Genomic DNA, 26,945 nt, shown 5'->3' on the forward strand with positions numbered 1-26,945 from the left:
CTGCGGTCCAGGGTCGGATCAGGGTGGTCCCCGATACCGCCGGGACGTCCCGACCGGTTGGCTGGAGCCATGAACGAGACACCTGGCCCCCCACCGCCGGCTCCGGCACCGCCGACCGGCTTCTTCGCCTCGGTCCGGCGCATCGGGATCTGGCGCACCGACGACCGCTGGATCGGCGGCGTCGCGGCCGGTATCGCCCACCGGATGCGGATCGACCCGGTCATCGTGCGCGGTCTGTTCGTCGTCACCGGCTTCTTCGGTGGCCTCGGACTGCTGCTGTACGGCCTGGCCTGGGCGCTGCTGCCGGAGTCGTCCGACGGCCGCATCCACCTGGAGTCCGCGGTCCGTGGGCATTTCGACGTCGCCCTCGCCGGCGCCGGCGCCTTCTTCATCGTCGGCGTCAGCAACCCGGTCTTCTGGTGGGACGCCTCGTTCGGCTGGGGGCTGTCGTGGCTCCTCGTCGTCGGGGTCGTCGCCGGCATCGTCTTCCTCGTCCACAGCCAGCGCCAGTCAGCACCCGCGCCGCCCTACGTCCCACCCAGCACCCCAGCTACGGAGACCACCATGCCCTTCACCGGTGAGACCGGACCGTCCGCCACCGCTGTCCACCCCGCACGCCGCGACGACGCCGAGGTCACCACCCGGCTCGACGACGCTGCACCAGCGGGCACCACCACGGTCAGCCACGACGGCCCGGGGCTCGACGAGACCACCCGTCTCGACGACGCCGACCGGGCCGCGGCCCAGACATCCGGCGGGTACGACGCCGGCGGCCCCGACCCGGCGACCGGCGCCACCGGCCCCAGCGACCACGGCAGCTACGGCGGCTACGGTGCCGGCGACCACGGCGGCTCCGGCGGCTACGGCGCCGGTGGCCCCGGCGGCTGGAGCGGCGCGGGCGGTCCACCGTCCCCTGGCACCCCTGCCCCGGCCGACCCGCCCACGCCGGTCCGGGTGGTGCCGGGCCCGGGTTCGCGGATCACCAGCGCTGTGCTCGCGGTCAGCCTGCTCACCGCGGCCGGCCTCGCGCTGGCGGACCACGTCGACGTGCTCGACGGCAACGTGTGGCTGCTCGTCGGCGGCGCCGTGCTGACCGTCCTCGGTCTCGGCGTCGTCCTCAGCGGCGCGCTCGGCCGCCGGCAGGGTGGCCTCGGCGGGCTGGCCGTCGTCGTCGCGGTCGTCGTCGTGCCGGCCGCGCTGATCGTCGCGACCGTCCCCGGCCTCACCCGGATCGGCCCGGACGGCTGGCGCAACTTGGGCAACCAGGGCTTCACGCCCACCACGATCGAGGCGGCGGACGCCGGCAGGTCGCTCGGGGCGGGGAAGCTCGTCGTCGACCTCACCGAGCTCGACATCGACGAGGACGTCACCATCCCCATCGAGGTGGGCTTCGGCAACGCCTCGATCATCGTCCCGGACGGCGTCGGCGTCACGGTCGACGCCGAGATCGGCGCCGGCGAGGTCGTCGGTCCGCTCGACGACGACTGGACGGTCCGGTTCGCCGACGGCGGGCTCGCCACCGACCGTGGCGGCCGCGACACCATCTCCGGCGGCGTGGGGATCGACGTCGAGGTCTCCCGGCCCGGCACCCCCCACATCACCGTCACCACCGACGTCGGCTTCGGCCAGATCACCATCGAGGAGCAGCGATGAGCACCAGCGGACCCGACAAGTACACCGTCATCACCGAAACGTCCGGTCCCCGTACCGGGACCATCGTCTGGGGAGCGGTGCTCGCCATGCTCGGCCTCGGCTGCCTCGCCGTCGGGCTGGGCCTCAGCCTCGACCTGCAACTGTCACTGATCGTGCTGCTCGTCGTCGCGGGCGTCGGGCTGCTCGTCAAGGCGCTGCTGCCGCGGAACGACACACCCTCGCCCTGAGCCGGACCGGTCACGGACCACGGACGGCGGCGCCCCGGACCACCCGGGGCGCCNCCGCCGTCCGTCGTCGTCGATCAGTCGATCAGTCGATCAGTCGATCGCGGGGACCGGCTCACGCACCGGCCCGGCGACGGCCGGCGCCGGCTTGGCGAGCTGGTTCATGCCCAGGCCGATGACGATGAGCAGCGCACCCAGGCCGATGACGAGGGCGGCGACGCCGTAGGAGACCACCGAGGTGAACAGCGAGGCCCGCAGGAACGAGGCGTTCATCACCGAGTTCCGCTGCGCCTGCAGCTCCTCGTGCTCCGGGCTACCGGGCTCCACCTCGCTCATCGCCGCGCCGAGCTCGGCGTAGGTCCGCCCCTCGGTGCCGGCGAGCGCGTGGGTGTTGATGATGTCGGCCTGCGCGAAGGCGGAGAACGGGCCCTTGACCTCGGCGCCGGCGAGGAACGCGGCGTCGGCCGGCACGGTGATCTCCTCGGCCTTGAGCTGGCTGGTGACCATCCCCCAGGTGACGCCCCCGGCGAGGACGAAGATGATCCCGGCGACGAGGGCGAGGATCCCGGCGAGCTTCGCGATTCCCGTGCTGCGCGTTGCGGTGGTCATGGTGTTCCTTTCGGCGTCGGCAGCTGGCCTGCCGTGTCAGTGAGCCCCGCTGGGCTCCTGTGGACAATTCTGGCAAACCGGTGGCCCGCGACCTGGGCCGATGGTCCCGAGCAGCGCCGGGAGTGCCGTTCGGCGGGTGTTACCTGTGACACACCGCCACGCAGCGGTTCGCCACCCTGCGGAAACCTGGAACTATCAGTAGATGCGCGTGCTCCACGTCTCCGACTCCTACCGACCGTCGCTCGGTGGGATCCAGACCCAGGTCCACCGGCTGGCCTGGCACCAGCGCAACGCCGGCGACGAGTCCTTCGTCCTCACCTCCACCGCCGCGCACCCGGGGCAGCACGGTCGCAGCCTCGACGTCGACGACGGCGTACCGGTCTTCCGCCTCACCGCACGCGTCCCGGGCAACCTCCCGATCCACGGCTGGCCGCTGCCGCACGCCCGCGAGCTGCTGGACCGGCTACGACCCGACGTCGTCCATTTCCATGTCGGTGGCGTGACGCCGACGACGCAGGCGATCATCCCGCTCGCCGTCGCACGCGGCATCGCCGGGATCGTCACGGTGCACAGCGTGTGGCGGCCGCGCACCGCGATCCCGCTGTACGCCGCGCTCGACCGCGCCGTCGGCTGGTCCCGGTGGCCGATCGTGCTCACCGCGGTCTCCGAGCTCGCCGCCCGGCCGGTGCGGCGCGCCTCGGGCGGGCGGGCCGAGGTCGGGGTGCTGCGCAACGGCGTCGACATCCCGCTGTGGCGCACCCGGCAGGCCCTCGGCCCCGAGTCGGTCGACCGGCCGCTGCACGCCGTCTCCGCCGGCCGGTTCGCGCCGCGCAAGCGGATGCTCGAGCTGGTCCGCGCGCTGCTGCGCGCACACCGGGCCGACGGCGTCGCCGGGCGGCTGCAGGTGACGCTGGCGGGCGTCGGCCCCCAGCTCGAGGCCGCCCGCACCCTGGTCCGGGCCGCCGGCGCCGAGTCGTGGCTACGGCTGCCCGGCCGCTTCGAGCTGCCCGCCCTCATCGAGCTCTACCGGACCGCCGACGTGTACCTCGCCCCCGGGGTGGACGACGCGTTCTCGGTTGCCGTCCAGGAGGCGCGTGCGGCCGGCCTGGCGATCGTGTCGCGGTCGCAGTCCGGCGCTGCCGAGCTCCTCGTCGACGAGGTCGACGGGCTGCTGGCCCACGACGACGACGCGCTCAGCGCGGCGGTCGTCCAGCTCGTGCGCGACCGCGCCCTGCTCCACCGGATCCTCGCGCACAACTACGCCGTGCCGCCGCCCACCCAGTGGCCGGCGGTGCTCGCCGAGGCGACCGGGCTCTACCGCAGTGCCCGGTCGCTCATCGGCTGAGCGGCGACTACTCCCACTCGATGGTGCCCGGCGGCTTGCTGGTGACGTCGAGGACCACCCGGTTGACGTCGGGGACCTCGTTGGTGATGCGCGCCGAGATCTGGGCCAGCACCTCGTAGGGCACCCGGGACCAGTCGGCGGTCATCGCGTCCTCGGAGGACACCGGTCGCAGCACGATCGGGTGGCCGTAGGTGCGGGCGTCGCCCTGCACCCCGACCGAGCGGACGTCGGCGAGCAGCACCACCGGGCACTGCCAGATGTCACGGTCCAGGCCGGCGGCGCTGAGCTCGGCACGGGCGATGGCGTCGGCGTCGCGCAGGATCGCCAGCCGCTCGGCGGTCACCTCGCCGACGATCCGGATGCCGAGGCCCGGGCCCGGGAAGGGCTGGCGCCACACGATGTCCTCGGGGACGTCGAGCTCGAGGCCGACGGCGCGGACCTCGTCCTTGAACAGCGCGCGCAGCGGCTCGACGAGCTCGAACTGCAGATCGTCCGGCAGCCCGCCGACGTTGTGGTGGGACTTGATGTTGGCCGCGCCCTCACCACCGCCGGACTCGACGACGTCGGGGTAGAGGGTGCCCTGGACGAGGAACTTGACGTCCTCGTGGGCCGAGTCGGCGGCGGCCTCGGCGACGACCTCGCGGGCCGCCTGCTCGAAGGTCCGGATGAACTCGCGGCCGATGATCTTGCGCTTGGTCTCCGGGTCGGTGACGCCGGCGAGCGCGTCGAGGAACTGCGCGGAGGCGTCGACCACCTTGAGGTTGACGCCGGTGGCGGCGACGAAGTCCTTCTCGACCTGCTCGGCCTCACCGGCCCGCAGCAGACCGTGGTCGACGAAGACGCAGGTGAGCTGGTCGCCGACGGCGCGCTGCACGAGCGCGGCCGCCACCGAGGAGTCCACCCCGCCGGAGAGGCCGCAGATGACCTTGGCGTCCCCGACCTGCTCGCGGATGAGCGCGACCTGCTCGGCCACGACACTGCCAGCGGTCCACGTGGGGGCCAGGCCCGCGCCGTCGTACAGGAACCGCTCGAGCGAGGACTGGCCGAAGTCGGAGTGCCGGACCTCGGGGTGCCACTGCATCCCGTAGAGGCGGCGGGCGTTGTCCTCGAAGGCAGCGACCGGCGAGCCGGCGGAGGTGGCGAGCACCTCGAAGCCGTCGGGCGCCCGGTGGACGGCGTCGCCGTGGCTCATCCACACCTGCTGGTGGCGCGGGCTGCCGGCGAGCAGCGTGCCGTTGTCGGCGACGTCGACGGCGGTCGCGCCGTACTCCCGGGTGCCGGTCTGGGCGACCGTGCCGCCGAGTGCGTCTGCCATCAGCTGGAACCCGTAGCAGATGCCGAGCACCGGGACACCGGCGTCGAACAGCGCGGGGTCGACCGCCGGGGCGCCCTCGGCGTAGACCGAGGACGGTCCGCCGGAGAGGATGATCGCGGCGGGGTCCTTGGCGAGGATGCTGGCGACCGAAGCGGTGTGGGGCACCACCTCGGAGTACACCCGCGCCTCACGCACCCGCCGGGCGATGAGCTGGGCGTACTGGGCGCCGTAGTCGATGACGAGCACCGGGCGGTGCCCGGCGGAGGGAACGGTCGGCTGCTCCGCGTCGGGCGCGGTGGGGTGCTGGGTCACGGCGCCAGCGTAGTCCGCTCGCGGTCGAGCACGTGCGGCAGGTCCGCCTCGAACCACCCGTGGGCCCGGTGCTCCATGACGAACGACAGCACCGGGACGACGCCGGCGACGACGAGCAAGGCCATCCGGCCCAGCGACCAGCGCATCCGCGACCAGAGGTTGAAGACGCTCACCAGGTAGACGACGTAGATCCAGCCGTGCGCGAACGGGATCCACGCGATCCACCGCTCGACGTCCGGGCCCACCTGCACCAGGTAGACGAGCACCATCTCCACCACCAGGAGCAGGAGCATGACGCCGGTGACCATCGCCATCGCCCGGTAGAAGCGCCAGCCGCCGCGGGCCTTGCGCTCCAGCTCGGCGCGGGCCTGGCCGCCTGTCGTCTCGTTGCCGCTCACCGTGGGTCCTCCACCTCGGCCCGGACGTCCGGGCCCGTCGATTGATCGAGCGGCCATTCTCGCAGGCGCGCGGACGTGACGAGGAGCACGCCGCGAGCCACCGAGAATCAAGGTGACCAGGGGCGACGGCGCACCTAGTGTCAGATCTCGTGCTCGACGTGCCCACCGGCCATCCCGGCCATCCCCCGCTCAGCTCCCCGCTGGCGCTGCTGCGCTGGACCATCCGGGGCGGCCGACGAGTGCTCGCCGGCGCCATCGTGCTGGGCATCATCTCCTCGCTCTGCGGTGCGCTGGTGCCGCTGGTGCTGGGGCAGGCGCTCGACGCCGGACTCACCGACGGGCTGTCCACCCGGCTGCTGTGGCTGGCGCTGGCACTGCTGGGCATCGGCCTGGTCGACGCCGCCGCGATCAGCCTCGGCCACGCCGGGGAGGTCGGCGGCTGGCTGCACGGCTCGTTCTCCAGCTCGCGGCTCATCGGTCACCACGTCACCCGCACCGGAGCGGCGATCGGGGACGAGCTGCCCACCGGCGAGGTCGTCAACACCGTCGCCAGCGACTCCTTCCACATCGGCAACATGCTCGAGCTGCTGCCCGCGCTCATCGGCGGGCTCGTCGCGTACGTCGTCGTTGCGGTCTACATGCTGCAGCAGTCGGTCACGCTTGGTCTCGTCGTCGCGCTCGGGCTGCCGCTCGTCACGGTGGTCGTGTCCTTCCTCATCAAGCCGCTGCACGCCCGGCAGAAGGCGCAGCGCGACGCCGCCGGCCGGCTCGCCACGCTCGCCACCGACACCGTCTCGGGCCTGCGGATCCTGCGCGGCATCGGCGGCGAGGACGTGTTCGCCGAGCGGTACCGCGTACAGTCCCAGCAGGTCCGCGCCCAGGGGGTGCGGGTCGCCGCACTGTCCTCGGTGCTCGAAGGGCTGCAGATCCTGCTGCCGGGGCTGTTCGTCGCTTGCGTGGTGTGGCTCGGCGCCAACCTCGCGATGGCCGGCGAGATCACTCCCGGCCAGCTGGTGACCTTCTACGGTTTCACCGCCTTCCTCAGCCAGCCGCTGCGGTGGATCACCCACTTCATCAACTTCGCGACCCGGGCCCGCGTGGCGGCCCGCAAGCTCATCGCGGTCCTCGAGGTGACCCCCGACGCCGGCACGGTCGCCGAGTCGGAAGCCGCCGACGCCCGACCCGCGGTGGTCCCCGCCGCCACCGCCGCCACGCTCGTCGACGAGGCCTCCGGGCTGACCGTCGCACCCGGCCTGCTCACCGCCGTCGTCACCACCGGCGGAGACGGCGAGGCGCTGGCCGGCCGGCTGGGCCGCTTCGACGACCGCTCCCCCGACGTCGTGCTGCTCGACAGCGTGCCGCTGCGCGACCTGCCGCTGGCCGAGGTCCGCGAGCGGGTCGTGGGGGGGGGGGGCACACCGCAACAATTTCCCCACACCCCCCGCACCGCGCTCACCACCNGTGGTGGCGGCCGCCACCCCGCAGCTGTTCACCGGCACGCTGCGCACCGAGCTCGACGTCCGCGGCGACTCCGCGGGGTCCAGGCACGAGCGGGACGCTGTCGACGGCGACGCCCGCCTGCTCGCCGCGCTGGAGGTCGCCGACGCCCACGACGTCCTTGAGTCGATCCCGGGCCGGCTCGACGGCGAGATCACCGAGAAGGGCCGGTCACTGTCCGGCGGGCAGCGCCAGCGGGTCGCGCTGGCTCGGGCGCTGCTCACCGAGCCGCAGGTGCTCGTGCTCGTCGAGCCGACCAGCGCCGTCGACGCCCACACCGAGGCGCGGATCGCCGAACGGCTGGCGCACTACCGCCGAGGCCGGACGACCGTGGTCGTCACCGGGTCACCGCTGGTCCTCGAGCATGCCGACGACGTCGTCTTCCTCGACGGCGGGCGGGTCCGGGCGCGCGGCCGTCACCACGACCTCCTCGACCGCGCCGCGCAGCACGATCCCGACGCCGTCGCCTATCACCACGCCATCACCCGAGCCACCACCCCGGACAACCCCGCTGTCGCGGATCAGTCTGGTGTCACGCGCGGAGGGAGTCGCTGATGCAGCTGCCAGTCGCCGAGGCACGCGTGGTGCGGTCGTTCGCGGCCCGCCTGCTGTCCTCCTACCGCGGACCGCTGGTGAGGGTCGTCGCGCTCCAGGGCCTCGCCGCGGTCTCCGCGCTCGCCGTGCCGTGGCTGCTCGGTGGTCTCGTCGACGACGTCACCGCGGGCACCACGTCCGCCGAGATCAACCGGGTGGCGCTGTGGCTCGTCGGCCTCGTCCTCGCCCAGGCGGTCCTCACCCGGTACGCCCAGCGCGGCGCCATGGTGCTCGGCGAGGAGATCTTCGCCGAGCTGCGCGAACGGTTCGTCGGAGCGGTCACCCGGCTGCCGCTGTCGACCGTCGAGCGCGCCGGCACCGGTGACCTGCTCGGCCGCACCACCAACGACATCGACCGGGTGCAGTGGGCGGTGCGCTTCGGCGTGCCGCGGGTCCTCGTCACCTCGACGACGATCGCACTGACCTTCGGTGCCGCACTGCTCGCCGCCCCCGCGGTCGCCGTCGCGATGGTCGTCGGGCTACCGATACTCGCCCTCGCCACCCGCCGCTACCTCCGTCTCTCCGCGCCGGCCTACCGGGAGAACGCGGCGGCCTATGCCGACCTCAACGGCGTACTCAGCGAGTCCGTCGAGCACGCCGCGACGGTCGACGCACTCGCGCTGGGGCGCCGTCGTCGCCGCCGGACCGACGCCGTCGTCGCCCACGCCTGGCACACCGAGCGGGTGACGCTGGCGCTGCGGGTGCGGCTGTTCTTCTGGCTCAGCGTGTCCTTCGCGCTGCCGATCTCCGCGGTGCTCGTGTGGGGCGGGTACCTCGCCGGCACCGGCGCGGTGACCATCGGCGCAGTAGCGACCGTGTCGCTGTACGCCATGCAGATCCGCGGCCCGCTGTTCGAGCTGCTCATGTGGGTCGACGAGATCCAGGTCGCCACCGCCAGCCTCGCCCGGATCGTCGGGGTCGAGCTCGTCGAGCCGGACCGGCAGCCCCGCGCCGACCGGCCCGCCGGTGAGGCGATCTCGGCCCGCGCGGTGCGCTACGCCTACCGCGAGGGTCAGGACGTGCTCCACGGCATGGACCTCGACCTCGTCCCCGGTGAACGGCTGGCGATCGTCGGACCGTCCGGGGCCGGCAAGTCCACCCTCGGCCGGATGCTCGCGGGCATCCACCCGCCCACCGGCGGGTCGGTCACCGTCGACGGCGTGCCGCTCGTCGAGCTGCCCGAGGACGAGCTGCGCCGCCACGTCGCGCTCGTCACCCAGGAGCACCACGTGTTCGTCGGCTCGATCGCCGACAACCTGCGGCTCGCGAAGTCCGACGCCGACGCCGAGGAGCTCGCCCGCGCGCTCGACGCGGTCGACGCCGCCGGCTGGGTGAGGACGCTGCCGGACGGGATCGACACCGCGGTGGGCTCCGGTGGCCGCACACTCACCCCGGCGCAGGCCCAGCAGCTCGCGCTGGCACGGCTCGTGCTCCTCGACCCGCACACCCTCGTGCTCGACGAGGCGACCTCGCTGCTCGACCCGCGCGCCGCCCGCCAGCTCGAGACGTCGCTGTCCGCGGTGCTCACCGGCCGCACCGTGGTCGCGATCGCCCACCGGCTGCACACCGCCCACGACGCCGACCGGGTCGCCGTCATCGACGACGGCCGGATCGTCGAGCTCGGCCCCCACGACGAGCTCGTCGCCGCCGGCGGCGAGTACGCGGCGCTGTGGGAGTCCTGGCAGCAGGAGTGACGCAGGCCGGCGGGGCCGTGACAGCCGGCCACCGCCGGACGTAGCGTGGTCGGGTGCGCAGGATCCCGCGGCACCTCGCCCGCGCCCCGATCTGGCTCTACCGCGCCGGACTCGGTGGTCTGCTCGGCCGGCGGATGGTCATGCTCGACCACCGTGGGCGACGGTCGGGACAGGTCCGTCACGTGGTCCTGGAGACAGTCGCCGAACGGGGCGACGGCGTCGTCGTGGTGTCCGGCTACGGCTGGGACTCGCAGTGGCTGCGCAACGTCCAGGCCGACCCGCGGGTCCGGCTCTGGCGCGGCTGGCAACGGCCACGCCCGGCGACAGCGCACATCCTCGACCCGGCCCAGACAGTGGACGTCCTCGAGGACTATCGACGCAGGCACCCGGCGGCAGCATGCCTGCTGGTTGCCACCCTCGGCCTGCCGGCACTGGCCGATGACGCACCGGTCCCACCGGACGTCGCGGACTCACTGCCCGCCGTGCTCGTGCGGGCGCGCCGTCTGCAAGGATCTTCCCCGAAGTCCCACCAATGCCCGTAGCAACGCTGTCTCGCACATCCAGGCACGGGGCTACGTGGCAGGTGACGCGCCACCAGCTGGACCCCTGCCAGGGCAGGAGTCCAGCTGGCGGCGCTAGTGGAAAGGGGTCAGCTCGCCTTGGCGGCGCTTCCCGCCTCTTTGGTAACGGTGCGCCCGGCACCGGGGCCGGCTGTGGCAGCAGCCAGGCCGACCGGGCGGCGGATGCCCAGGGTGTCGGTGCCGTCTGCGTTCCAGTCACCCACGTGCACCTCATCACCGGCGCGACCGAAGGTCACCACCGTGTCCGCCTCTCCACCACGCAGAGAGTTGTTCACGTGGTAAATCCGGCCCCGCTGGATCGCGAAGGTATCGGTCCCGTTGCCGTCCCAGTCGCCCGCCAAGGTGACGTCCCCGGCGCGGCCGTAGGTGAAGGTCACATCAGCATCCCCACCTCGCAGCGAGTTCTTCACGTGGTAGGTCGCCGTACGACGCACCGCCAAGGTGTCGGTGTCGTCACCGTCCCAGTCACCGACCAGCACCTGGTCGTCGTCCCGGCCGTAACGGAACACCACGTCCGCCTCCCCACCACGCAGGGAGTTCTTCACGTGGTAGGTCGCCCCGCGCCGGACGGCGAAGGTGTCCTTACCATCCCCGTCCCAGTCCCCCACCAGGATCACGTCCCCGGGCCGACCATAGGTCAGCACGACGTCCGCGTCCCCACCGCGCTGGGCGTTGGACACGTGGAAGTCGTTACCGCGACGGACCGCGATGGTGTCGGTGCCGTTACCGTCCCAGTCACCGATGAACACCTCATCGGCCCACCGGCCGTACATGAACGACAGGTCCGTGGAACCCCGCCAGGTGTTGGACAGGTGGAACTGCGCCGTACGGTCGTCCGGACCGGGCTCGCCAGGCTCCCCACCCTCGGTGGAGAAGGCGTGGACCCACTCGGTCTGAGCACCCTCGGCCAGCACGAACCCGTCCAGCGCCCGCGCCGTGACGGTCACCGTGCCGGCACCCGGGTAGGTCCCGGTCGCCACGACCTCACCGTCGACGACGTACTCCACGCCGGCGACTGCCGGGACCGTGAACGTGTCGTCCTCGGTGCCGTCCTCGTCGGTGAAGGTCACCGCCGCGGGCGTCACCTCCACCGGTGCGGCCGCGATCGTGAAGCTCACGCTCGCCGCCTCGGACACGTTGCCCGCGACGTCGGTCGCGCGGTAGGACACGTTGTGCTCCCCGGGCTCGCTGACCTCGACCGGCCCGTCGTAGGCGGTCCACTCTCCGCCGTCGACCGACACCTCGACCAGCTCGACGCCGGACTGCTCGTCCTGCGCCGTCACCGTCACGGTCACCGGTCCGACGTAAAGCTCGCCGTCCCGCTCACCGACCGCCTCGGCCGAGGCGGTCGGGGGCGTGGTGTCGGCGGGGCAGTCGACCGCGAGCGCGAAGCTCTCGAAGGCCGCCTCAGTGCTGTGCTGGGCACCGCCGCCGCTCACCGCGATCATCCCGAGCCCTGCGTTCTCCAGGAACGTCAGGTCCGCCGGCCGCCCGAAGGGCCGGAAGGTCTCGCCGTCGGCGGAGTACGCCGCGGTCACGGTCTCGCCGTCGCTCGTCAGCCGCACCGAGTAGGTGTCCGGAAAGTCGGACGGCACGGTGAACCAGTCGTCGTTGCTGTAGCGCGCGGAGCCGTTCTCCTCGCGGACGAACTGGAAGCGGCGCTCGGAGTCGCTCCGAGCGTTGAGGTTGACGGCGATGTAGTCCCCCCGGCCCTGGTAGATCACCAGGCCGGCCTGCTGGAACCCGGCGTTGAGGTCCGCCGTGATCTGGGTCGTGGCCTGCCACATTCCCTCGGGCATGTCCTGCAGCACGATGTTGTCCGCCGCGCCCCCGGCGTAGAGATCCCCGGCGCGGGTGTCGATGCGCAGCGCGCCGTCCTCGACCCGCAGGTCCTCGCCGACCTCGTTGACGACCTCCCACCGGTCTCCGTCGAGCTGGTCGCCGGTGAAGTCGTCGGAGGCCTCCTCCGAGAGGCACATCGAGTCGCTCGCGGGCTCGACCCACACGGAGACCGGACCCGAGTACCCGACGTTGCCCTCGTCGTCGAACGCGGCGGCGACCACGGTGTGGCGGCCGACGGACGGTGCCGTCCAGCTCGCCGTGAAGGGCTCGGTGCCCGTCGTGGCGACGGCCTCGCCGTCAACCAGGAAGTCGACCCTGAGCACCTCGCCGTCCACGTCGTCAGCCTCGGCCGACAGCGTGATCTCACCGTCGGTAGGGAACACCCCGTTGGCAGTCGGGGCGGTGAGGATCACCTGGGGCGCAAGCTCGAGGTTCGCGAGCTCAGCCGCCTCCTCGGGCGTCGCGGGCCGCAGGCTCACGGCCAACCCGCCGTTCTCGCCGAGGCCGAGGGGAAGGACGGTCCCGGCGGTCACCAGACCGCTGGTGGCCACGATCGCCGCCGCGCCGTCGTTCTCGTCCAGGCCGTCGCGGTAGACGTCGGCCACGTAGGGGCCTTCCCCGAGCATGTCGAGCGCGACCTCCCCGCGCATCGCGTCGGTGCCGCTGATGACGCCGAGGTACCAGTCCTCACCGGAACGGCGGGCGACGGCGGCGTACTCACCGGGGTGGCCGCCGACCAGCTCAGTCTCGTCCCACGTCGTCGGCAGGGCGGAGAGCAGGGGCAGCGCCGCCGCGTGCTCGCGGTAGCTCTCGGGCGAGTCAGCCAGGTGCTGCAGTGCTGACTCGAAGACGATGCCGGTCGCCAGCTCGTGGGCCAGGGTCGTCTGCCGGTTCCCGGTGGAGAACACCACCGGGGTGTAGTCCATCGAGCCGGTGACGTTCCGGGTGAAGACAAGGTCCACGTTGTGACTGGCGGGCCAGGAGCCCCAGTACTGCTCGGCTCCCCACACACCCTCCATCGTCATGAGGTGGGGCCACGTCCGCGACCAGCCCTGCTGCGCGGTGGAGCCGTGATAGTTGAGGAGCAGCTCCTGCTCGGCGGTCTCCGCCAGGACGTCCTGGTAGAAGCCCATGCGCTCCTGGGTGTCGGCGTCCATGAAGTCGATCTTCACGCCGGCCACGCCCCAGGACTTCCACAGCGCCAGCTTCTCGAGCTCGACCTCGGTGTCCAGGCCGGTCCAGTGGCTCCACAGCAAGATCTCGACGTCGCGCTCGGCGGCGTACTCGACGAGGCGGGGCACCCACTCGGCGCTCCAGCCCTCGTCCACGAGGACATATTCCCAGCCGAGCTCGGCGGCGAAGTCGACAAACTCCCGCTGGCGCGCCTCGTCGCGCGGACTCCCGGCGTTCGACCACCACGACCACGCCACCCGGCCGGGCTTGATCCAGCTGGTGTCCTCGATCTGCGACGGCGGGTTGAGGTCAAAGATTCGGGTGGACTCCACGACGTCCGCAACGTCGTCACCGAACATCGCCAGCCGCCACGGGGTCTGCCACGGCAGCGTCGAGCTCACCGAGTCCTCCGGGAGCGTGAGCACGAAGCGACCGTCGCCCGCAGCGGTGGCCCGGCTGACGGCGAAGCTGTCATCCACCGCCGCCTCGGACAGCATCATCCAGCCGCCGGACGCCTGCTCGACGAGGATCGGGAAGCCGAACTCGCGGCCCGCCGCGACATCGGAGACCGCGAGCTCGTCGTAGAACCCTTCGTAGTTGTTCCGCCAGGACTGGAACCAGCCGGTCGCGCCCTCGGGCACCCGGAACTCGCTCGCCTCCCCGGTGAGCTCCGCCGCCCCCTCTCCGGGAAGCACGTAGCGGTATGCCGCCGCGTCGTCGTAGGCGCGCACGACGAGTTCGAGCTCCTCGCCGTCCGCCCCCGCGAAGGTCAGCGTTGACTCGGTCGCATGGTCGCGGGAGGTCGACGCCTTGCCGGTGAGCAGCTCGTAGGTCTCGTTGACCACGGTGTCCTCGCGGCCGACGAGCTCCAGGCCGGTGCTGAGGTCCGCGTCCGTGAGCGTGACGCCGAGGGGTGACGACGCCAGCACCTGCTCGCCGTTGCGGTCCGTGTGGTAGCTCAGTGCGCCCGCGTCGTCCAGGTCCACGGTGACGACCACGTCACCGCCCGGCGACACCACGGTCCACGACTCCTGCACCGCCGCGGCCTCGACGCCCGGTGGGGCATCGTCCGCGAGCTGGCCGGCTGAGGCGGCCGGGGCCACGGTGCTCACCGCGACCGCCGCTGCGGCAACCACGGTGGTCGCGGTCCAGGCCCGGACCCGCCCTGTTCTCGTCCCGATCATCCTTGATCTCCAATCGACAGTGAAAGCTGCTGACGGCCCGAACGTCGTCGGACGGCACCGCGGCACAACGATCCGCAACCTATCCATAAAGTTCGATTGTGACAAGGTATGATCGGGTGTGAGCGATGGATCTGGACAACGTCGGAGCGCGCGCGCCAGCAGCACCAACGGCGGCTCGACCGTCTCCGGGACGACCGGCCGCGCCCCCTCCGCCACCGCGCCGAACCACCTCGGCGCCAACCGGGCGGGCAACATCTGGCGTGCGAACGTGGCGTGTTGTGTTCGAGTGCGTTGGGCTGTACCTTAACCATCCTGCAGCGGTGGCCCGCTCGCTCAACTGCATCGCTGCAGCAGCGAGCCGCCGAAGTACTCGCGACCATGGAGGTGCTCACGACGGCCCCGAGGCGCAGCCTACGACCTAGGGCGCAATGCCGACCGTTGGCCGGGTCCACGGTGTTAGCGTAAACATCTCGTGTCAAGCCGTGGCGTAGCCGCTTCGCCCCAGGACTCGCACCACCCCGGTCGAGTCCCCCTCATGAGCCGTCAGACGACGGCTCGGAACACTCTGCTCTCAAGGAGGAGAATTGCGTACACGTAAGTTCGCAGCAGTTGCCGCCGGCCTCACCCTCACCTTTGCCCTGGCCGCGTGCGGCGGGGGCGGCGCGGGTAGTGACGACAGCGCCACCGAGCCGGCCGAGGGCGGGGACACCCCCGCCGCCGCCGGTGACCAGACCATCGGCGTCGCCATGCCGACCCAGACGTCCGAGCGCTGGATCGCCGACGGCGCGGCCGTCCAGAGCCAGCTCGAGGAGGCGGGCTACACCGTCGACCTGCAGTTCGCCAACGACGACATCCCGACGCAGACGCAGCAGATCGACCAGATGATCACCCAGGGCGTCGACCTGCTCATCATCGCCTCGATCGACGGCACCGCCCTCACCAGCCAGCTCGACGCCGCCGGCGCCGCAGACATCCCCGTCATCGCCTACGACCGCCTCATCAACGGCAGCGAGAACGTCGACTTCTACGTCACCTTCGACAACTACAACGTCGGCGTCCAGCAGGCCACCTCGCTGCTCGTGGGCCTCGGCATCCTGGCCGAGGACGGCTCCGCCAACCCCGACGCTCCGGAGGGTCCGTTCAACATCGAGCTGTTCGCCGGCTCGCCGGACGACAACAACGCCGGGTTCTTCTTCGGTGGCGCGATGGACACCCTGGAGCCCTACCTCGAGGACGGCACCCTCGTCGTAACCTCGGACCAGACCGAGTTCGACACCGTCGCCACGCTGCGCTGGAGCCAGGAGGCCGCCCAGCGCCGCATGGAGGACCTGCTCACCTCCACCTACAGCGGTGGCGAGGAACTGCACGGCGTGCTGTCCCCGTTCGACGGCATCTCGCGGGGCATCATCACCGCGCTGCAGGGCGCGGGTTACGGCCCGGGCCTCGAGGACGGCCTGCCGGTCGTCTCCGGGCAGGACGCCGAGATCGCCTCGGTGGCCCTCATCGACCAGGGCGTGCAGTTCGCGACGATCTTCAAGGACACCCGCAAGCTCGCCACCGAGTCGGTGCGCGCGGCCCAGTCCTTCCTTGAGGGCGAGGAGCCCGAGGCGAACGACACCGACACATACGACAACGGCGTGAAGGTCGTGCCGTCCTTCCTCCTCGAGTCCGACATCGTCTACGCGGGCAACATCCAGGAGCTCCTCGTGGACTCCGACTACTACACCGCCGAGCAGGTCGAGCAGGGTTCGTGACCTGGCGGCGCGGGGCCGGGCGGCCGCACCGTCCGGCCCCGCGCCACTCCACCCGCACAACCACGAGGAGTGAGGCGGCATGACCGACAACATCTTGGAGATGCGCTCCATCACCAAGACGTTCCCCGGCGTCAAGGCTCTGCAGGACGTGACGCTCGAGGTACGGCGCGGTGAGATCCACGCGATCTGCGGGGAGAACGGCGCCGGCAAGTCGACGCTGATGAAGGTCCTCTCCGGCGTCTACCCGCACGGCACCTACGAGGGCGAGATCCACTACGACGGCGCAGAGGTGCGGTTCGGGTCCATCAACGACTCCGAGGCGCACGGCGTCGTCATCATCCACCAGGAGCTGGCGCTGGTCCCTCACCTGTCCGTTGCCGAGAACATCTTCCTCGGCAACGAGCAGCGTGGCAGGGCCGGCCTCGTCGACTGGCACGAGACGAACTCGCGGGCCGCCGAGCTCCTCGCCCGGGTCGGCCTCGCCGAGCAGCCCACCACGCCGGTCGGCCAGCTCGGCGTCGGCAAGCAGCAGCTGGTCGAGATCGCCAAGGCGCTGTCCAAGGACGTGCACCTGCTCATCCTCGACGAGCCCACGGCGGCGCTGAACGACACCGACTCCGAGCACCTGCTCGGGCTCCTGCGCCAGCTCAACGCGCAGGGCATCACCTGCATCATGATCTCCCACAAGCTCAACGAGATCGCCGACATCGCCGACCGCACCACCATCATCCGCGACGGCCAGACCATCGAGACGCTCGACATGGCCACCCCCGAGGCCACCCAGGACCGCATCATCCGCAGCATGGTGGGCCGGGACCTCGAGCACCGCTTCCCCGAGCGCACGCCGGACATCGGCGAGGAGGTGCTGCGGGTGGAAGACTGGACCGTCTACCACCCCACGCAGGCGGGTCGCGTCGTCGTCGACGGGGCGAGCTTCAGCGTGCGGGCCGGTGAGGTCGTCGGTATCGCCGGGCTGATGGGCGCGGGACGCACCGAACTGGCGATGAGCCTGTTCGGCCGCAGCTACGGCCGGGACATCTCCGGGCGGGTGTTCCTCCACGGCAAGGAGGTACGCATGCGGACGGTGAGCGAGGCGATCGACAACGGCATCGCCTACGTCAGCGAGGACCGTAAGCGCTTCGGGCTCAACCTCATCGAGAACGTCCGCCGCAACATCTCCGCCGCAGGGCTGCGCAAGCTGGCTCCCCGTGGCTGGGTGGACGACAACGAGGAGCTCAAGGTCGCTGAGGAGTACCGCACCAGCCTCAACATCAAGACTCCGACCGTGCTGTCCGTCGTCGGGAACCTCTCCGGCGGCAACCAGCAGAAGGTCGCGCTGTCCAAGTGGCTGTACACCGAGCCCGAGGTACTCATCCTCGACGAGCCGACGCGAGGGATCGACGTCGGGGCCAAGTACGAGATCTACACCATCATCAACCGCATGGTCGCGGCCGGGAAGGCGGTCGTCGTCATATCGTCCGAGCTGCCCGAGCTGCTCGGCATCTGCGACCGCATCTACACCCTGGCGTTCGGACGCATCACCGGGCAGCTGCCCGTCCCGCAGGCCACCCAGGAACAGCTCATGGCACTCATGACCATCGAGAAGGAAACCGCGAAATGACCGGCATCACGAACATCCGGGAGCTCCTGTCCCGGAACCTTCGACAGAGCGGCATCCTCATCGCCCTGGTGGCGCTCGTGGCGCTGTTCTCGATCCTCAACCCGAGCTTCCTCAGCCCGGGCAACCTGACGAACATCGTCCTGCAGTACTCCTACATCCTCATCCTCGCGATCGGGATGGTCATCGTCATCATCGGTGGACACATCGACCTGTCGGTGGGGTCGGTCGTCGCTCTCACCGGCGCGGTCGCGGCCGTGCTCGTCGTCAAGGGCGGCCAGCCGTGGTGGGTCGGGGTGCTCGGCGCCGTCGTCGTCGGCTTGCTGGTGGGCGTGTGGCAGGGCTTCTGGGTCGCCGTCATCGGGATCCCGGCGTTCATCGTCACGCTGGCCGGCATGCTGCTGTTCCGCGGCATGACCTACCAGGTCCTCGAGAACGTCTCCCTCTCCCCCTTCGGTGGCACGTACTACGAGATCGCCAACGGCTTCCAGAACGGGCTGCTCGGCGGGTACGGCTACGACGCGCTCACGCTCATCGTGTTCGGGCTCGCGGTCGCCGGGTTCGCCTTCACCCAGGTCCGTACCCGCCGCGCCGCGCTGCGCTACAAGCAGGCCGTCGCGGCCTTCCCGCTGTTCATCCTCAAGATCGCGGTCATCGGCGCCGTGGTCATGTGGTTCGGCTACCAACTCGCGGTCAGCCGAGGTCTGCCGAACGTCCTCATCATCCTGGCGGTGCTCATCATCGTCTACTCGGTGGTCACCCAGCGCTCGGTCTTCGGCCGCCACGTGTACGCGATCGGCGGCAACCTGCCGGCGGCACAGCTGTCGGGCGTCAAGGTCAAGCGCGTCAACTTCATGATCTTCGTCAACATGGGCCTGCTCTCCGGCATCGCCGGCGTCGTCTACTCCTCGCGGATGAACAGCGCCCAGCCCGCTGCGGGCAACATGTTCGAGCTCGACGCGATCGCCGCCTGCTTCATCGGTGGCGCCGCCGTCACCGGCGGCGTGGGCCGGGTGACGGGCGCGATGATCGGTGCGCTGATCATGGCTGTGATGACCAACGGCATGCAACTCATGGGCGTGCCGACGTCGACCCAGCAGATCGTCAAGGGCCTCGTGCTGCTCCTGGCCGTGGCGTTCGACGTCTACAACAAGCGCCGCGCCGGGGCTCGCTGACCCCTGCGGCGCACGAGGGGCCGGCCCGGTCGGGGCCGGCCCCTCGTCGTACCCGGGGCCGGCTCGAGCGACGTCAGCCGACCGGCGCCGTACCCACCGTCGCTGCCGCGGCCACCCGCGACCTCCGCAGGTCGCGGACGTCGTCGCGCAGCACCTTCAGCCAGAACGCCACCGCGAACAGCGCGAACGCCCACCACTCGACGGCGTACATCAGGCTCTGCAGGTTCGGGTCGGCGTCCAGCTGCTCGACCGGCGACGGCGCGGGGCGCAGCCCGCTCGGCTGGTCCGGCGTCTCGAGCACGAGGTAGCCGCCGTACATCGGGGTGCCCCAGACATTGACGAGCTGGGCGGTGCTGATACCGCCGACGAGGCCGGGCGGCAGGTCTCGAGGATCGGCCGCCTCGGAGTCGCTGAGCATCCCCACGATGGTCGTCTCGCCCGGTGACGGGGGCGGCGCCGCCAGCGCCACCTGCGGAGCGTCGCCGGCCTCGAGCCGGTCGGCGAGCACCGCCGCCTCGGGCAGCCAGCCGCGCAGCACCGGCATGATCGCGCCGTCGTGCGGCCCGCCGGCGACGTGGAAGGCGGTGACGACGAGCACCGCGGCTTCGCCGTCGATGCCGCGGTCAGGCACGAGCAGCTGCTGCTCGGGGTCGAAGGAGCCCTGCAGGCTCACCCGCCGGCCGAAGTGCTCGGTATCGAACGCCGTCTGGGGCGCGAGGACATCCTCGACCGGGACGGCCGCCGCGGCCAGCAGCTCCTCGCGCTCGATCGCCGCGGACTCCTCACCGCGGATGCCCGAGCGGTCGTACTGCCAGATGCCCAGCTGCACGAAGACGGTGACGAGCAGCGCGACGGCGACCAGCAGCACGATCATCCGTCGGGCGGTCGCCGCCCGCAGCCAGTCGCGGCCGGCAGCCCGGCGGGAGGTCGAGGACACCCCACCAGACTAATCTCGCCGGATCACCGGGCGGCACCGGGCCCCGAGGCCGCGGCCGCTCCGGTGGCCGGCAGCGGCGCCAGCCACCAGGCTGGTGAGTGACCACCGACACGTTGGGAGTCCGCCGTGACCACGACCGCCTCACCCACGCCCTGGCGCAAACGCTCCGACCAGCACGCCGCCGAGGACGACCTCACCGCGGTGCACGCCTGGTGGCGGGCCGCCAACTACCTGTCGGTGGGCCAGATCTACCTGCTCGACAACCCGCTGCTGCGCGAGCCGCTGCGCCCAGAGCACATCAAGCCACGGCTGCTGGGCCACTGGGGCACCACGCCGGGCCTCAACTTCATCTACGCCCACGCCAACCGGGTCATCCGCGAGCGCGCGCAGCCCACGATGTACATCACCGGCCCCGGCCACGGTGGCCCGGGCCTGGTGGCCAACACCTACCTCGAGGGCACCTACAGCGAGATCTACTCCGACATCACGCCGGACGCCGAAGGCCTGCGCAAGCTCTTCCGCCAGTTCTCCTTCCCCGGCGGCATCCCGTCGCACGTCGCCCCCGAGACCCCCGGCTCGATCCACGAGGGCGGCGAGCTCGGCTACGCCCTCTCCCACGCCTACGGCGCGGTCTTCGACAACCCCGACCTCCTCGCGCTCGCCGTCGTCGGCGACGGCGAGGCGGAGACCGGCCCGCTGGCGACCAGCTGGCACTCCACCAAGTTCGTCAACCCCCGCGACGACGGCGTCGTGCTGCCGATCCTCCACCTCAACGGGTACAAGATCGCCAACCCGACGGTGCTGGCCCGGATCGAGGAGGACGAGCTCACCGACCTCATGCGCGGCTACGGCCACCGTCCCTACGTCTTCACCGCCGGCTTCGACGACGAGGACGCGGCCGGCTTCCACGCCCGGTTCGCCGCGGTGCTCGACGAGGTGCTCGACGAGATCGCGGACATCAAGCAGCGGGCCGCCGGCGCCGCGGACGAGGACCTCGAGCGGCCCCGGTGGCCGATGATCGTGCTGCGCACCCCCAAGGGCTGGACCGGCCCGGCGACCATCGACGGCGAGCAGACCGAGGGCTCGTGGCGCTCCCACCAGGTACCGCTCACCAGCGCCCGCGACACCCCCGAGCACCTCGAGGTGCTCGTCGACTGGCTGCGCAGCTACCGCCCCGAGGACCTGTTCGACGACGACGGCGCCCTGGTGGCCGACGTCGCCGCCCTCGCGCCGCGCGGCCAGCTGCGGATGAGCGACAACCCGAGCACCAACGGCGGGCTCGTGCTGCGCGACCTGCGGCTGCCCGACGTCCACGACCACGCCGTCGACGTCCCCGAGCCGGGCGGCGCGATCAACGAGTCGACGTCGGTGCTGGGCCAGTGGCTCACCGACGTCATCCGCCGCAACCCGGACAACTTCCGGCTGTTCGGGCCGGACGAGGTGGCGTCCAACCGGCTGCAGGCGGTCTACGACGTCACGGCCAAGCAGTGGAACGCCGAGCTGCACGAGCACGACCTCGCCGAGCACCTCGCCCGCGCCGGCCGGGTGATGGAGGTGCTCTCGGAGCACCAGTGCCAGGGCTGGCTCGAGGGCTACCTCCTCACCGGCCGCCACGGGCTGTTCACCTCCTACGAGGCGTTCATCCACATCGTCGACTCGATGGTCAACCAGCACGCCAAGTGGCTCAAGGTCACCGACGAGCTGCCGTGGCGCCGGCCGATCGCCTCGCTCAACTACCTGCTGAGCTCGCACGTGTGGCGCCAGGACCACAACGGCTTCTCCCACCAGGACCCGGGGTTCATCGACCACGTCGTCAACAAGGGCGCCGACCTCGTGCGTGTCTACCTGCCGCCGGACACCAACACGCTGCTGGCGACCTACGACCACGTGATGCGCACCCGCCAACTCATCAACGTCGTCGTCGCGGGCAAGCAGCCCGCGCCGGACTTCCTCACCATGGAGCAGGCGCTGGACCACTGCGCGCGCGGCCTGGGGATCTGGGAGTGGGCCGGCACCGAGGAGGCCGGCAGCGAGCCCGACGTCGTCCTCGTCTGCGCCGGTGACATCCCCACCATCGAGGTGCTCGCCGCCGCCGACCTCCTGCGCCAGCACGTCCCGGACCTGCGGGTGCGGCTGGTCAACGTCGTCGACCTCATGCGGCTGCAGGACCCCAAGGAGCACCCGCACGGGCTCAGCGACCGCGAGTACGACACCGTCTTCACCACCGACAAACCGGTGATCTTCGCCTACCACGGCTACCCGTGGCTCATCCACCGCCTCACCTACCGCCGCACCGGGCACGACCACCTGCACGTGCGCGGCTACAAGGAGAAGGGCACGACGACGACGCCGTTCGACATGGTCATGCTCAACGACCTCGATCGCTACCACCTGGTGATGGACGTCATCGACCGGGTGCCGTCCCTCGGTGCGAGGTACGCCGGCCTGCGCCAGCAGATGTCCGACGCCCGGATGGCCGCGCGCCGCTACACCCGCGAGCACGGCACCGACATCCCCGAGATCGCCGAGTGGCAGTGGCCCGACGTCGGTGAGACCGCGACCGAGACCGGTGGGCCGGCGCTGCACGACACCGGCGGTGACAACGGCTGATCCCCCACTGAGGGTTGGCTTTCCTGCCTATCGCCGGCCTCGCAACGCTCCTACGATGACTGGCATGAAGATCAGCGACGCACTCTCCCAGGCATTCGACAACCAGATCACCCTCGAGCTGCAGGCGGCAGTCGTCTACCGCCAGCTCGCCATCGAGATGAACGTGCGCGACCTGCCCGGCATGGCCACGTGGTTCGCCGCCCAGTCCGCCGAGGAGCTCGAGCACGCCGACAAGTTCGCCGGCCACGTCGTCGACCGCGGCAACCACCCGCGGATCGGTGACATCTCCGCCCCCGCGCTGAGCATCGAGTCCCCACTCGCGGCGTTCCGCGCGGCCCTCGCCCACGAGCAGAAGGTGTCAGCGGCGATCCGCGCGCTGTTCCGCCAGGCTCGTGACGAGGACGACATCGACTCCGTCCCGCTGCTCCACTGGTTCCTCGACGAGCAGGTCGAGGAGGAGGCCACCGTCGGCGAGATCGTCGGACGCCTCGAGCTGGTCAAGGACGACGGCCCCGGCCTGCTGCGCCTCGACACAGAGCTCAGCATCCGCACCGCGGCCGAGTGACGCCGTCGGGCTGTGGTGCGACCCACAGCCCGACGGGGGTACGAAGTCCCAGGTCACGACCCGACCGGTGCGAGACAATGCTCCGGTATGTCCGGAAACTCGAGATGACGGGGGAAGTGACGTGGCGCGCAGCATCTACATCGCCTCACCGGAGGGCCACACCGGCAAGTCGACGATCGCCCTCGGGCTCGTCGACCTGTTCGTGCGGCGGGTGGAGCGGGTCGGGATCTTCCGGCCCGTGGTCATGGGCGGTGACGAGCACGACAAGGTGCTCGAGCTGCTGCTGTCCCACGACGGCATCGACCTCGACCACGACGACTGCGTCGGGGTCACCTACGAGGAGGTCCACGCCGACGAGGCCGCGGCGCTGAGCCGGATCGTCGAGCGCTTCCGCGCCGTCGAGGCCCGCAGCGACGTCGTCGTCGTCGTCGGCTCGGACTACACCGACGTCGCGGGCCCGGCCGAGCTGGCCTTCAACGGCCGCGTCGCGGCCAACCTCGGTTCGCCGGTGCTGCTCGTGGCGCGCGCGCTCGACCGCTCGGTCGAGGAGATCCGTCAGCTCGTCGACATCGCCACCGCCGAGCTGCACTCCGATCACGCCGTCGTCGCCGCGGTGGCCGTCAACCGCTGCGAGCCGAAGCGGATCGACGACGTCCGGGCCGCGCTCGCCGACCTGCCGGTCCCGGTGTGGGCCTTCCCCGACATCCCCATCCTCTCCGCGGCCACCGTCGGTGACCTGCTGACCGCGCTCGACGGCGACCTCATCGCCGGCGACCCCGCGCTGCTCATCCGCGAGGCGGAGTCGATCCTCGTCTGCGGCATGAACGTCGAGCACATCCTCGAGCGGCTCAAGGGCGGGCAGGTCGCCATCGCCGCGGCCGACCGCTCGGAGGTGCTCGTCGCGCTGGTCGCCGCGCACGCCTCGGACAACTTCCCGTCGCTCGCCGGGATCGTGCTCAACGGCGGCTTCGAGCCCAACCCGCAGGTCCGCACGCTGGTCGCCGGGCTGGGCCAGTCGCTGCCGATCATCGCCACCGACCACAACACCTACGAGAGCGCCCGGATCGCCTCGACCACCCGCGGCCTCATCTCCGAGGGCACCCAGCGCAAGCGCGACCTGGCGCTGAGCTCCTTCGAGCAGCACGTCGACGCCGAGGCGGTGCTCGCCGCCCTCGACGTCCCCCGCAGTAACGTCGTCACCCCGCTGATGTTCGAGTCCGAGCTGCTCGAGCGGGCCCGCGGGGACCGCAAGCACATCGTGCTGCCCGAGGGCACCGACGACCGCATCCTGCGCGCCGCCAGCACGCTGCTCTCCCGCGGCGTCGCCGACCTCACGCTGCTCGGCGCGCCCGGCGCGGTCCGCTCCCGCGCCGAGGAGCTGGGCCTCGACATCGCGGCGGCCGACGTCGTCGACCCGCGCACCAGCGAGCTGCTCCACCCGTTCGCCGAGGAGTACACCCGGCTGCGCGCGCACCGCGGGATGACCCTCGAGCGGGCGCTGGAGATCATCCCCAGCGTCTCCTACTTCGGCACCATGATGGTCCACACCGGGACCGCCGACGGCATGGTCTCGGGCGCGCTGCACACCACCGCCCACACCATCAAGCCGTCCTTCGAGATCATCAAGACGCGTCCCGGCACGTCGATCGTCTCCTCGGTGTTCCTCATGGGCCTGGCCGACCGGGTGCTGGTCTACGGCGACTGCGCCGTCAACCCCGACCCGGACGCCGAGCAGCTCGCCGACATCGCCATCTCGTCCGCGGAGACGTCCGCCCAGTTCGGCATCGAGCCACGGATCGCGATGCTCTCCTACTCGACGGGCGCCTCAGGCACCGGGGCGGACGTCGAGAAGGTCCGAGCCGCGACCGAGATCGTCCGTGAGCGCCGCCCGGACCTGTCGGTGGAGGGGCCGATCCAGTACGACGCCGCGGTCGACGCCTCCGTCGCGCGGACCAAGATGCCCGAGTCCGACGTCGCCGGCCGGGCCACGGTGTTCATCTTCCCGGACCTCAACACCGGCAACAACACCTACAAGGCGGTGCAGCGGTCGGCCGGCGCGGTCGCCATCGGCCCGGTGCTGCAGGGCCTGAACAAGCCGGTGAACGACCTGTCGCGCGGCGCGCTCGTGCAGGACATCGTCAACACCGTCGCCATCACCGCGATCCAGGCGCAGGGCGACGCCGCCAACCCCAAGGAGCAGCACGCATGACCACCGGCACCGTCCTCGTCATCAACTCGGGATCGTCGTCGATCAAGTACCAGCTGCTCGTCCCGGGAACTGGTGAGGTGCTCGCCGTCGGGCTGGTCGAGCGCATCGGTGAGGCAACCGGCCGGATCCGGCACGAGCACGCCGGGGAGCAGACCGAGCTGACCGAGCCGGTGCCCGACCACGCCGTCGGGCTGCGCCGGGTGATCGACCTCTTCGCGACCGAGGGCCCGGACCTCGCCGAGGCTCGGGTCGTGGCCGTGGGTCACCGGGTGGTCCAGGGCGGCAAGACCTACGGCGAGGCGGTGCTCATCGACGACTCGGTCATCACCCGGATCGAGGAGCTCATCCCGCTCGCGCCGCTGCACAACGCACCCAACCTGCGGGGCATCGAGGTCGCTCGCGAGCTCATGCCCGACGTCCCGCACGTCGCGGTGTTCGACACCGCCTTCTTCCACAACCTGCCCGACGCCGCCGCGACCTACGCCCTCAACCGCGAGGTCGCCGAGCGCTACTCGGTGCGCCGGTACGGCGCCCACGGCACCTCCCACCAATACGTGTCACGTACCGCCGCGGACGTCGTCGGGCGCCCGCTGGCCGAGCTCAAGCAGATCGTCCTGCACATCGGCAACGGCGCGTCGGCCTCGGCCGTCGACGGCGGACGCGCCGTGGACACCTCGATGGGCATGACCCCGCTCGAGGGGCTCGTCATGGGCACCCGCACCGGTGACATCGACCCGGCGATCATCTTCCACCTGCGACGGGTCGCCGGCTTCAACGTCGACGAGATCGACGACCTGTTCAACCGGCGATCGGGCCTCAAGGGGCTGGCTGGGGAGAGTGACCTGCGCGAGATCCACCGGCTCATCGCGGCCGGCGACCCGAACGCCCGGCTGGCGCTGGACGTCTACACCCACCGGCTCCGCAAGTACGTCGGCTCCTACGCCGCCGTCCTCGGCGGGCTCGACGTCCTCACCTTCACCGCGGGCGTCGGTGAGAATGACGCCGTCGTCCGCGCGGAGGCGTGCGCCGGCCTGGAGTTCCTCGGCGTCGAGATCGACCCGGCACGCAACGCCGTGCGCAGCAAGGAGGCCCGCGTCATCTCCACCGACGGCTCGCGGGTCACCGTGCTCGTCGTCCCCACCGACGAGGAGCGAGAGATCTCCCGCCAAGCCATCGCCCTCCTCTAACGGGCTTGTCCCCCACAGCAGACTTGTCCGCGAGAGCGGGATTGTCACCGACAGCGGGATTGTCCCCACAGCGGACTCGTCCCCGACAGCAGGATTGTCCCCCACAGCAGACTTATCGCCCACAGCAGACTTGTCGCCCACAGCAGACTTGTCACCGACAGCGGGATTGTCCACCACGCGATAGAGCCCTGGTCGGCTGCTCACAGCCGAATAACGGCGGCCCGCTTGGCGCGGGTCGCCGCGGACGGCCACGCTGCTTGGCGGCGAGGCCGTGCCCGCTACCGCCCATCCCCCCGCGCCGACACCGAGCGGCGGGATCTCACCGACCCGAACGTGAGCGACTGCGGCCCGGGCTCGTCACGTGCACCCGAAGGCGGCAGCCGACGGGTGCGCGTGACGCCGCCCTCGCAGACAATCCCGCTCTCGCAGACAAGTCTGCTGTCGGCGACAAGTCTGCTGTCGGTGACAA

The 26,945-nt window shown here is 71.3% G+C and carries 18 protein-coding genes and 1 pseudogene; 14 read left to right on the top strand and 5 right to left on the bottom strand.

Going from position 1 to position 26,945, the window contains the following annotated elements:
* Positions 1-69: 69 nt before the first annotated feature.
* Positions 70-1,653, top strand: coding sequence for a PspC domain-containing protein (locus tag V2J52_RS10860; protein ID WP_331227702.1), 1,584 nt, complete (start codon positions 70-72; stop codon positions 1,651-1,653).
* On the top strand, positions 1,650-1,880 hold the full coding sequence (locus V2J52_RS10865; RefSeq protein ID WP_331227703.1) for a hypothetical protein: 231 nt from the start codon (positions 1,650-1,652) through the stop codon (positions 1,878-1,880). Before V2J52_RS10860 ends, V2J52_RS10865 begins: the two co-directional genes overlap by 4 nt.
* 90 nt (positions 1,881-1,970) lie before the next feature.
* On the opposite strand, the gene V2J52_RS10870 is transcribed toward V2J52_RS10865, so the two are convergent.
* Positions 1,971-2,486: an aromatic ring-opening dioxygenase LigA gene (locus tag V2J52_RS10870; RefSeq protein ID WP_331227704.1), complete on the bottom strand. Its 516-nt coding sequence runs from the start codon at positions 2,484-2,486 to the stop codon at positions 1,971-1,973.
* Between the two features lie 202 nt (positions 2,487-2,688).
* On the opposite strand from V2J52_RS10870, the gene V2J52_RS10875 reads away from it, so the two are divergent.
* Positions 2,689-3,831, top strand: coding sequence for a glycosyltransferase family 4 protein (locus V2J52_RS10875; RefSeq protein WP_331227705.1), 1,143 nt, complete (start codon positions 2,689-2,691; stop codon positions 3,829-3,831).
* A 7-nt stretch (positions 3,832-3,838) separates the two neighbouring features.
* On the opposite strand, the gene guaA is transcribed toward V2J52_RS10875, so the two are convergent.
* Entirely contained in the window at positions 3,839-5,458 is a 1,620-nt protein-coding gene (guaA, locus tag V2J52_RS10880; protein ID WP_331227706.1) for a glutamine-hydrolyzing GMP synthase, read from the bottom strand.
* Positions 5,455-5,856 carry a DUF3817 domain-containing protein gene (locus tag V2J52_RS10885; RefSeq protein ID WP_331227707.1) on the bottom strand — a complete coding sequence of 134 codons (402 nt, stop codon included), beginning with the start codon at positions 5,854-5,856 and terminating at the stop codon, positions 5,455-5,457. The genes guaA and V2J52_RS10885 overlap by 4 nt, the downstream gene beginning before the upstream one ends.
* 302 nt (positions 5,857-6,158) lie before the next feature.
* Here V2J52_RS10885 and V2J52_RS17040 point away from each other — a divergent pair.
* The 4 genes and pseudogenes from V2J52_RS17040 to V2J52_RS10905 form a co-directional block, all read left to right on the top strand.
* Positions 6,159-6,851 (top strand): annotated as a pseudogene (locus tag V2J52_RS17040) (ABC transporter transmembrane domain-containing protein); the annotation flags it as partial.
* A 469-nt stretch (positions 6,852-7,320) separates the two neighbouring features.
* Complete coding sequence (locus V2J52_RS10895; RefSeq protein ID WP_434056411.1) at positions 7,321-7,908, top strand: ATP-binding cassette domain-containing protein; 588 nt, start codon at positions 7,321-7,323, stop codon at positions 7,906-7,908.
* Entirely contained in the window at positions 7,908-9,641 is a 1,734-nt protein-coding gene (locus V2J52_RS10900; protein WP_331227709.1) for an ABC transporter ATP-binding protein, read from the top strand. The genes V2J52_RS10895 and V2J52_RS10900 overlap by 1 nt, the downstream gene beginning before the upstream one ends.
* Positions 9,642-9,694: 53 nt before the next feature.
* The gene (locus tag V2J52_RS10905; protein ID WP_331227710.1) at positions 9,695-10,183 is read left to right on the top strand and encodes a nitroreductase family deazaflavin-dependent oxidoreductase; all 489 of its coding nucleotides are present in this window, start codon (positions 9,695-9,697) and stop codon (positions 10,181-10,183) included.
* A gap of 107 nt (positions 10,184-10,290) precedes the next feature.
* Here V2J52_RS10905 and V2J52_RS10910 read toward each other — a convergent pair whose 3' ends face one another.
* A complete protein-coding gene (locus V2J52_RS10910; RefSeq protein WP_331227711.1) occupies positions 10,291-14,421 on the bottom strand; it encodes a glycoside hydrolase family 97 N-terminal domain-containing protein in 4,131 nt (1,376 codons plus the stop codon).
* A 584-nt stretch (positions 14,422-15,005) separates the two neighbouring features.
* On the opposite strand from V2J52_RS10910, the gene chvE reads away from it, so the two are divergent.
* From chvE to mmsB, 3 genes are all read left to right on the top strand, one after another.
* Positions 15,006-16,175 carry a multiple monosaccharide ABC transporter substrate-binding protein gene (gene chvE, locus V2J52_RS10915; protein WP_331227712.1) on the top strand — a complete coding sequence of 390 codons (1,170 nt, stop codon included), beginning with the start codon at positions 15,006-15,008 and terminating at the stop codon, positions 16,173-16,175.
* 79 nt (positions 16,176-16,254) lie between these two features.
* Entirely contained in the window at positions 16,255-17,796 is a 1,542-nt protein-coding gene (gene mmsA / locus V2J52_RS10920) for a multiple monosaccharide ABC transporter ATP-binding protein (protein WP_331227713.1), read from the top strand.
* Positions 17,793-18,968 (top strand): multiple monosaccharide ABC transporter permease, encoded by a 1,176-nt coding sequence (gene mmsB, locus V2J52_RS10925; protein WP_331227714.1) that lies wholly within the window; start codon positions 17,793-17,795, stop codon positions 18,966-18,968. The genes mmsA and mmsB overlap by 4 nt, the downstream gene beginning before the upstream one ends.
* Positions 18,969-19,041: 73 nt before the next feature.
* Here the strand turns inward: mmsB and V2J52_RS10930 are convergent, their stop codons facing one another.
* Positions 19,042-19,905 (bottom strand): SURF1 family protein, encoded by an 864-nt coding sequence (locus tag V2J52_RS10930; protein ID WP_331227715.1) that lies wholly within the window; start codon positions 19,903-19,905, stop codon positions 19,042-19,044.
* Between the two features lie 126 nt (positions 19,906-20,031).
* Between V2J52_RS10930 and V2J52_RS10935 the strand changes: the two genes are divergently transcribed.
* The 4 genes from V2J52_RS10935 to V2J52_RS10950 all read left to right on the top strand — a co-directional run bounded on the left by V2J52_RS10935 (position 20,032) and on the right by V2J52_RS10950 (position 26,476).
* Entirely contained in the window at positions 20,032-22,515 is a 2,484-nt protein-coding gene (locus V2J52_RS10935; protein WP_331227716.1) for a phosphoketolase family protein, read from the top strand.
* Between the two features lie 64 nt (positions 22,516-22,579).
* On the top strand, positions 22,580-23,080 hold the full coding sequence (locus V2J52_RS10940; protein ID WP_331227717.1) for a ferritin: 501 nt from the start codon (positions 22,580-22,582) through the stop codon (positions 23,078-23,080).
* A gap of 121 nt (positions 23,081-23,201) precedes the next feature.
* Entirely contained in the window at positions 23,202-25,289 is a 2,088-nt protein-coding gene (pta, locus tag V2J52_RS10945) for a phosphate acetyltransferase (RefSeq protein WP_331227718.1), read from the top strand.
* Positions 25,286-26,476, top strand: coding sequence for an acetate/propionate family kinase (locus tag V2J52_RS10950; protein WP_331227719.1), 1,191 nt, complete (start codon positions 25,286-25,288; stop codon positions 26,474-26,476). Before pta ends, V2J52_RS10950 begins: the two co-directional genes overlap by 4 nt.
* Positions 26,477-26,945: the final 469 nt, after the last annotated feature.

This window comes from Georgenia sunbinii (assembly GCF_036421875.1).
GTDB lineage: Bacteria > Actinomycetota > Actinomycetes > Actinomycetales > Actinomycetaceae > Georgenia_B > Georgenia_B sunbinii.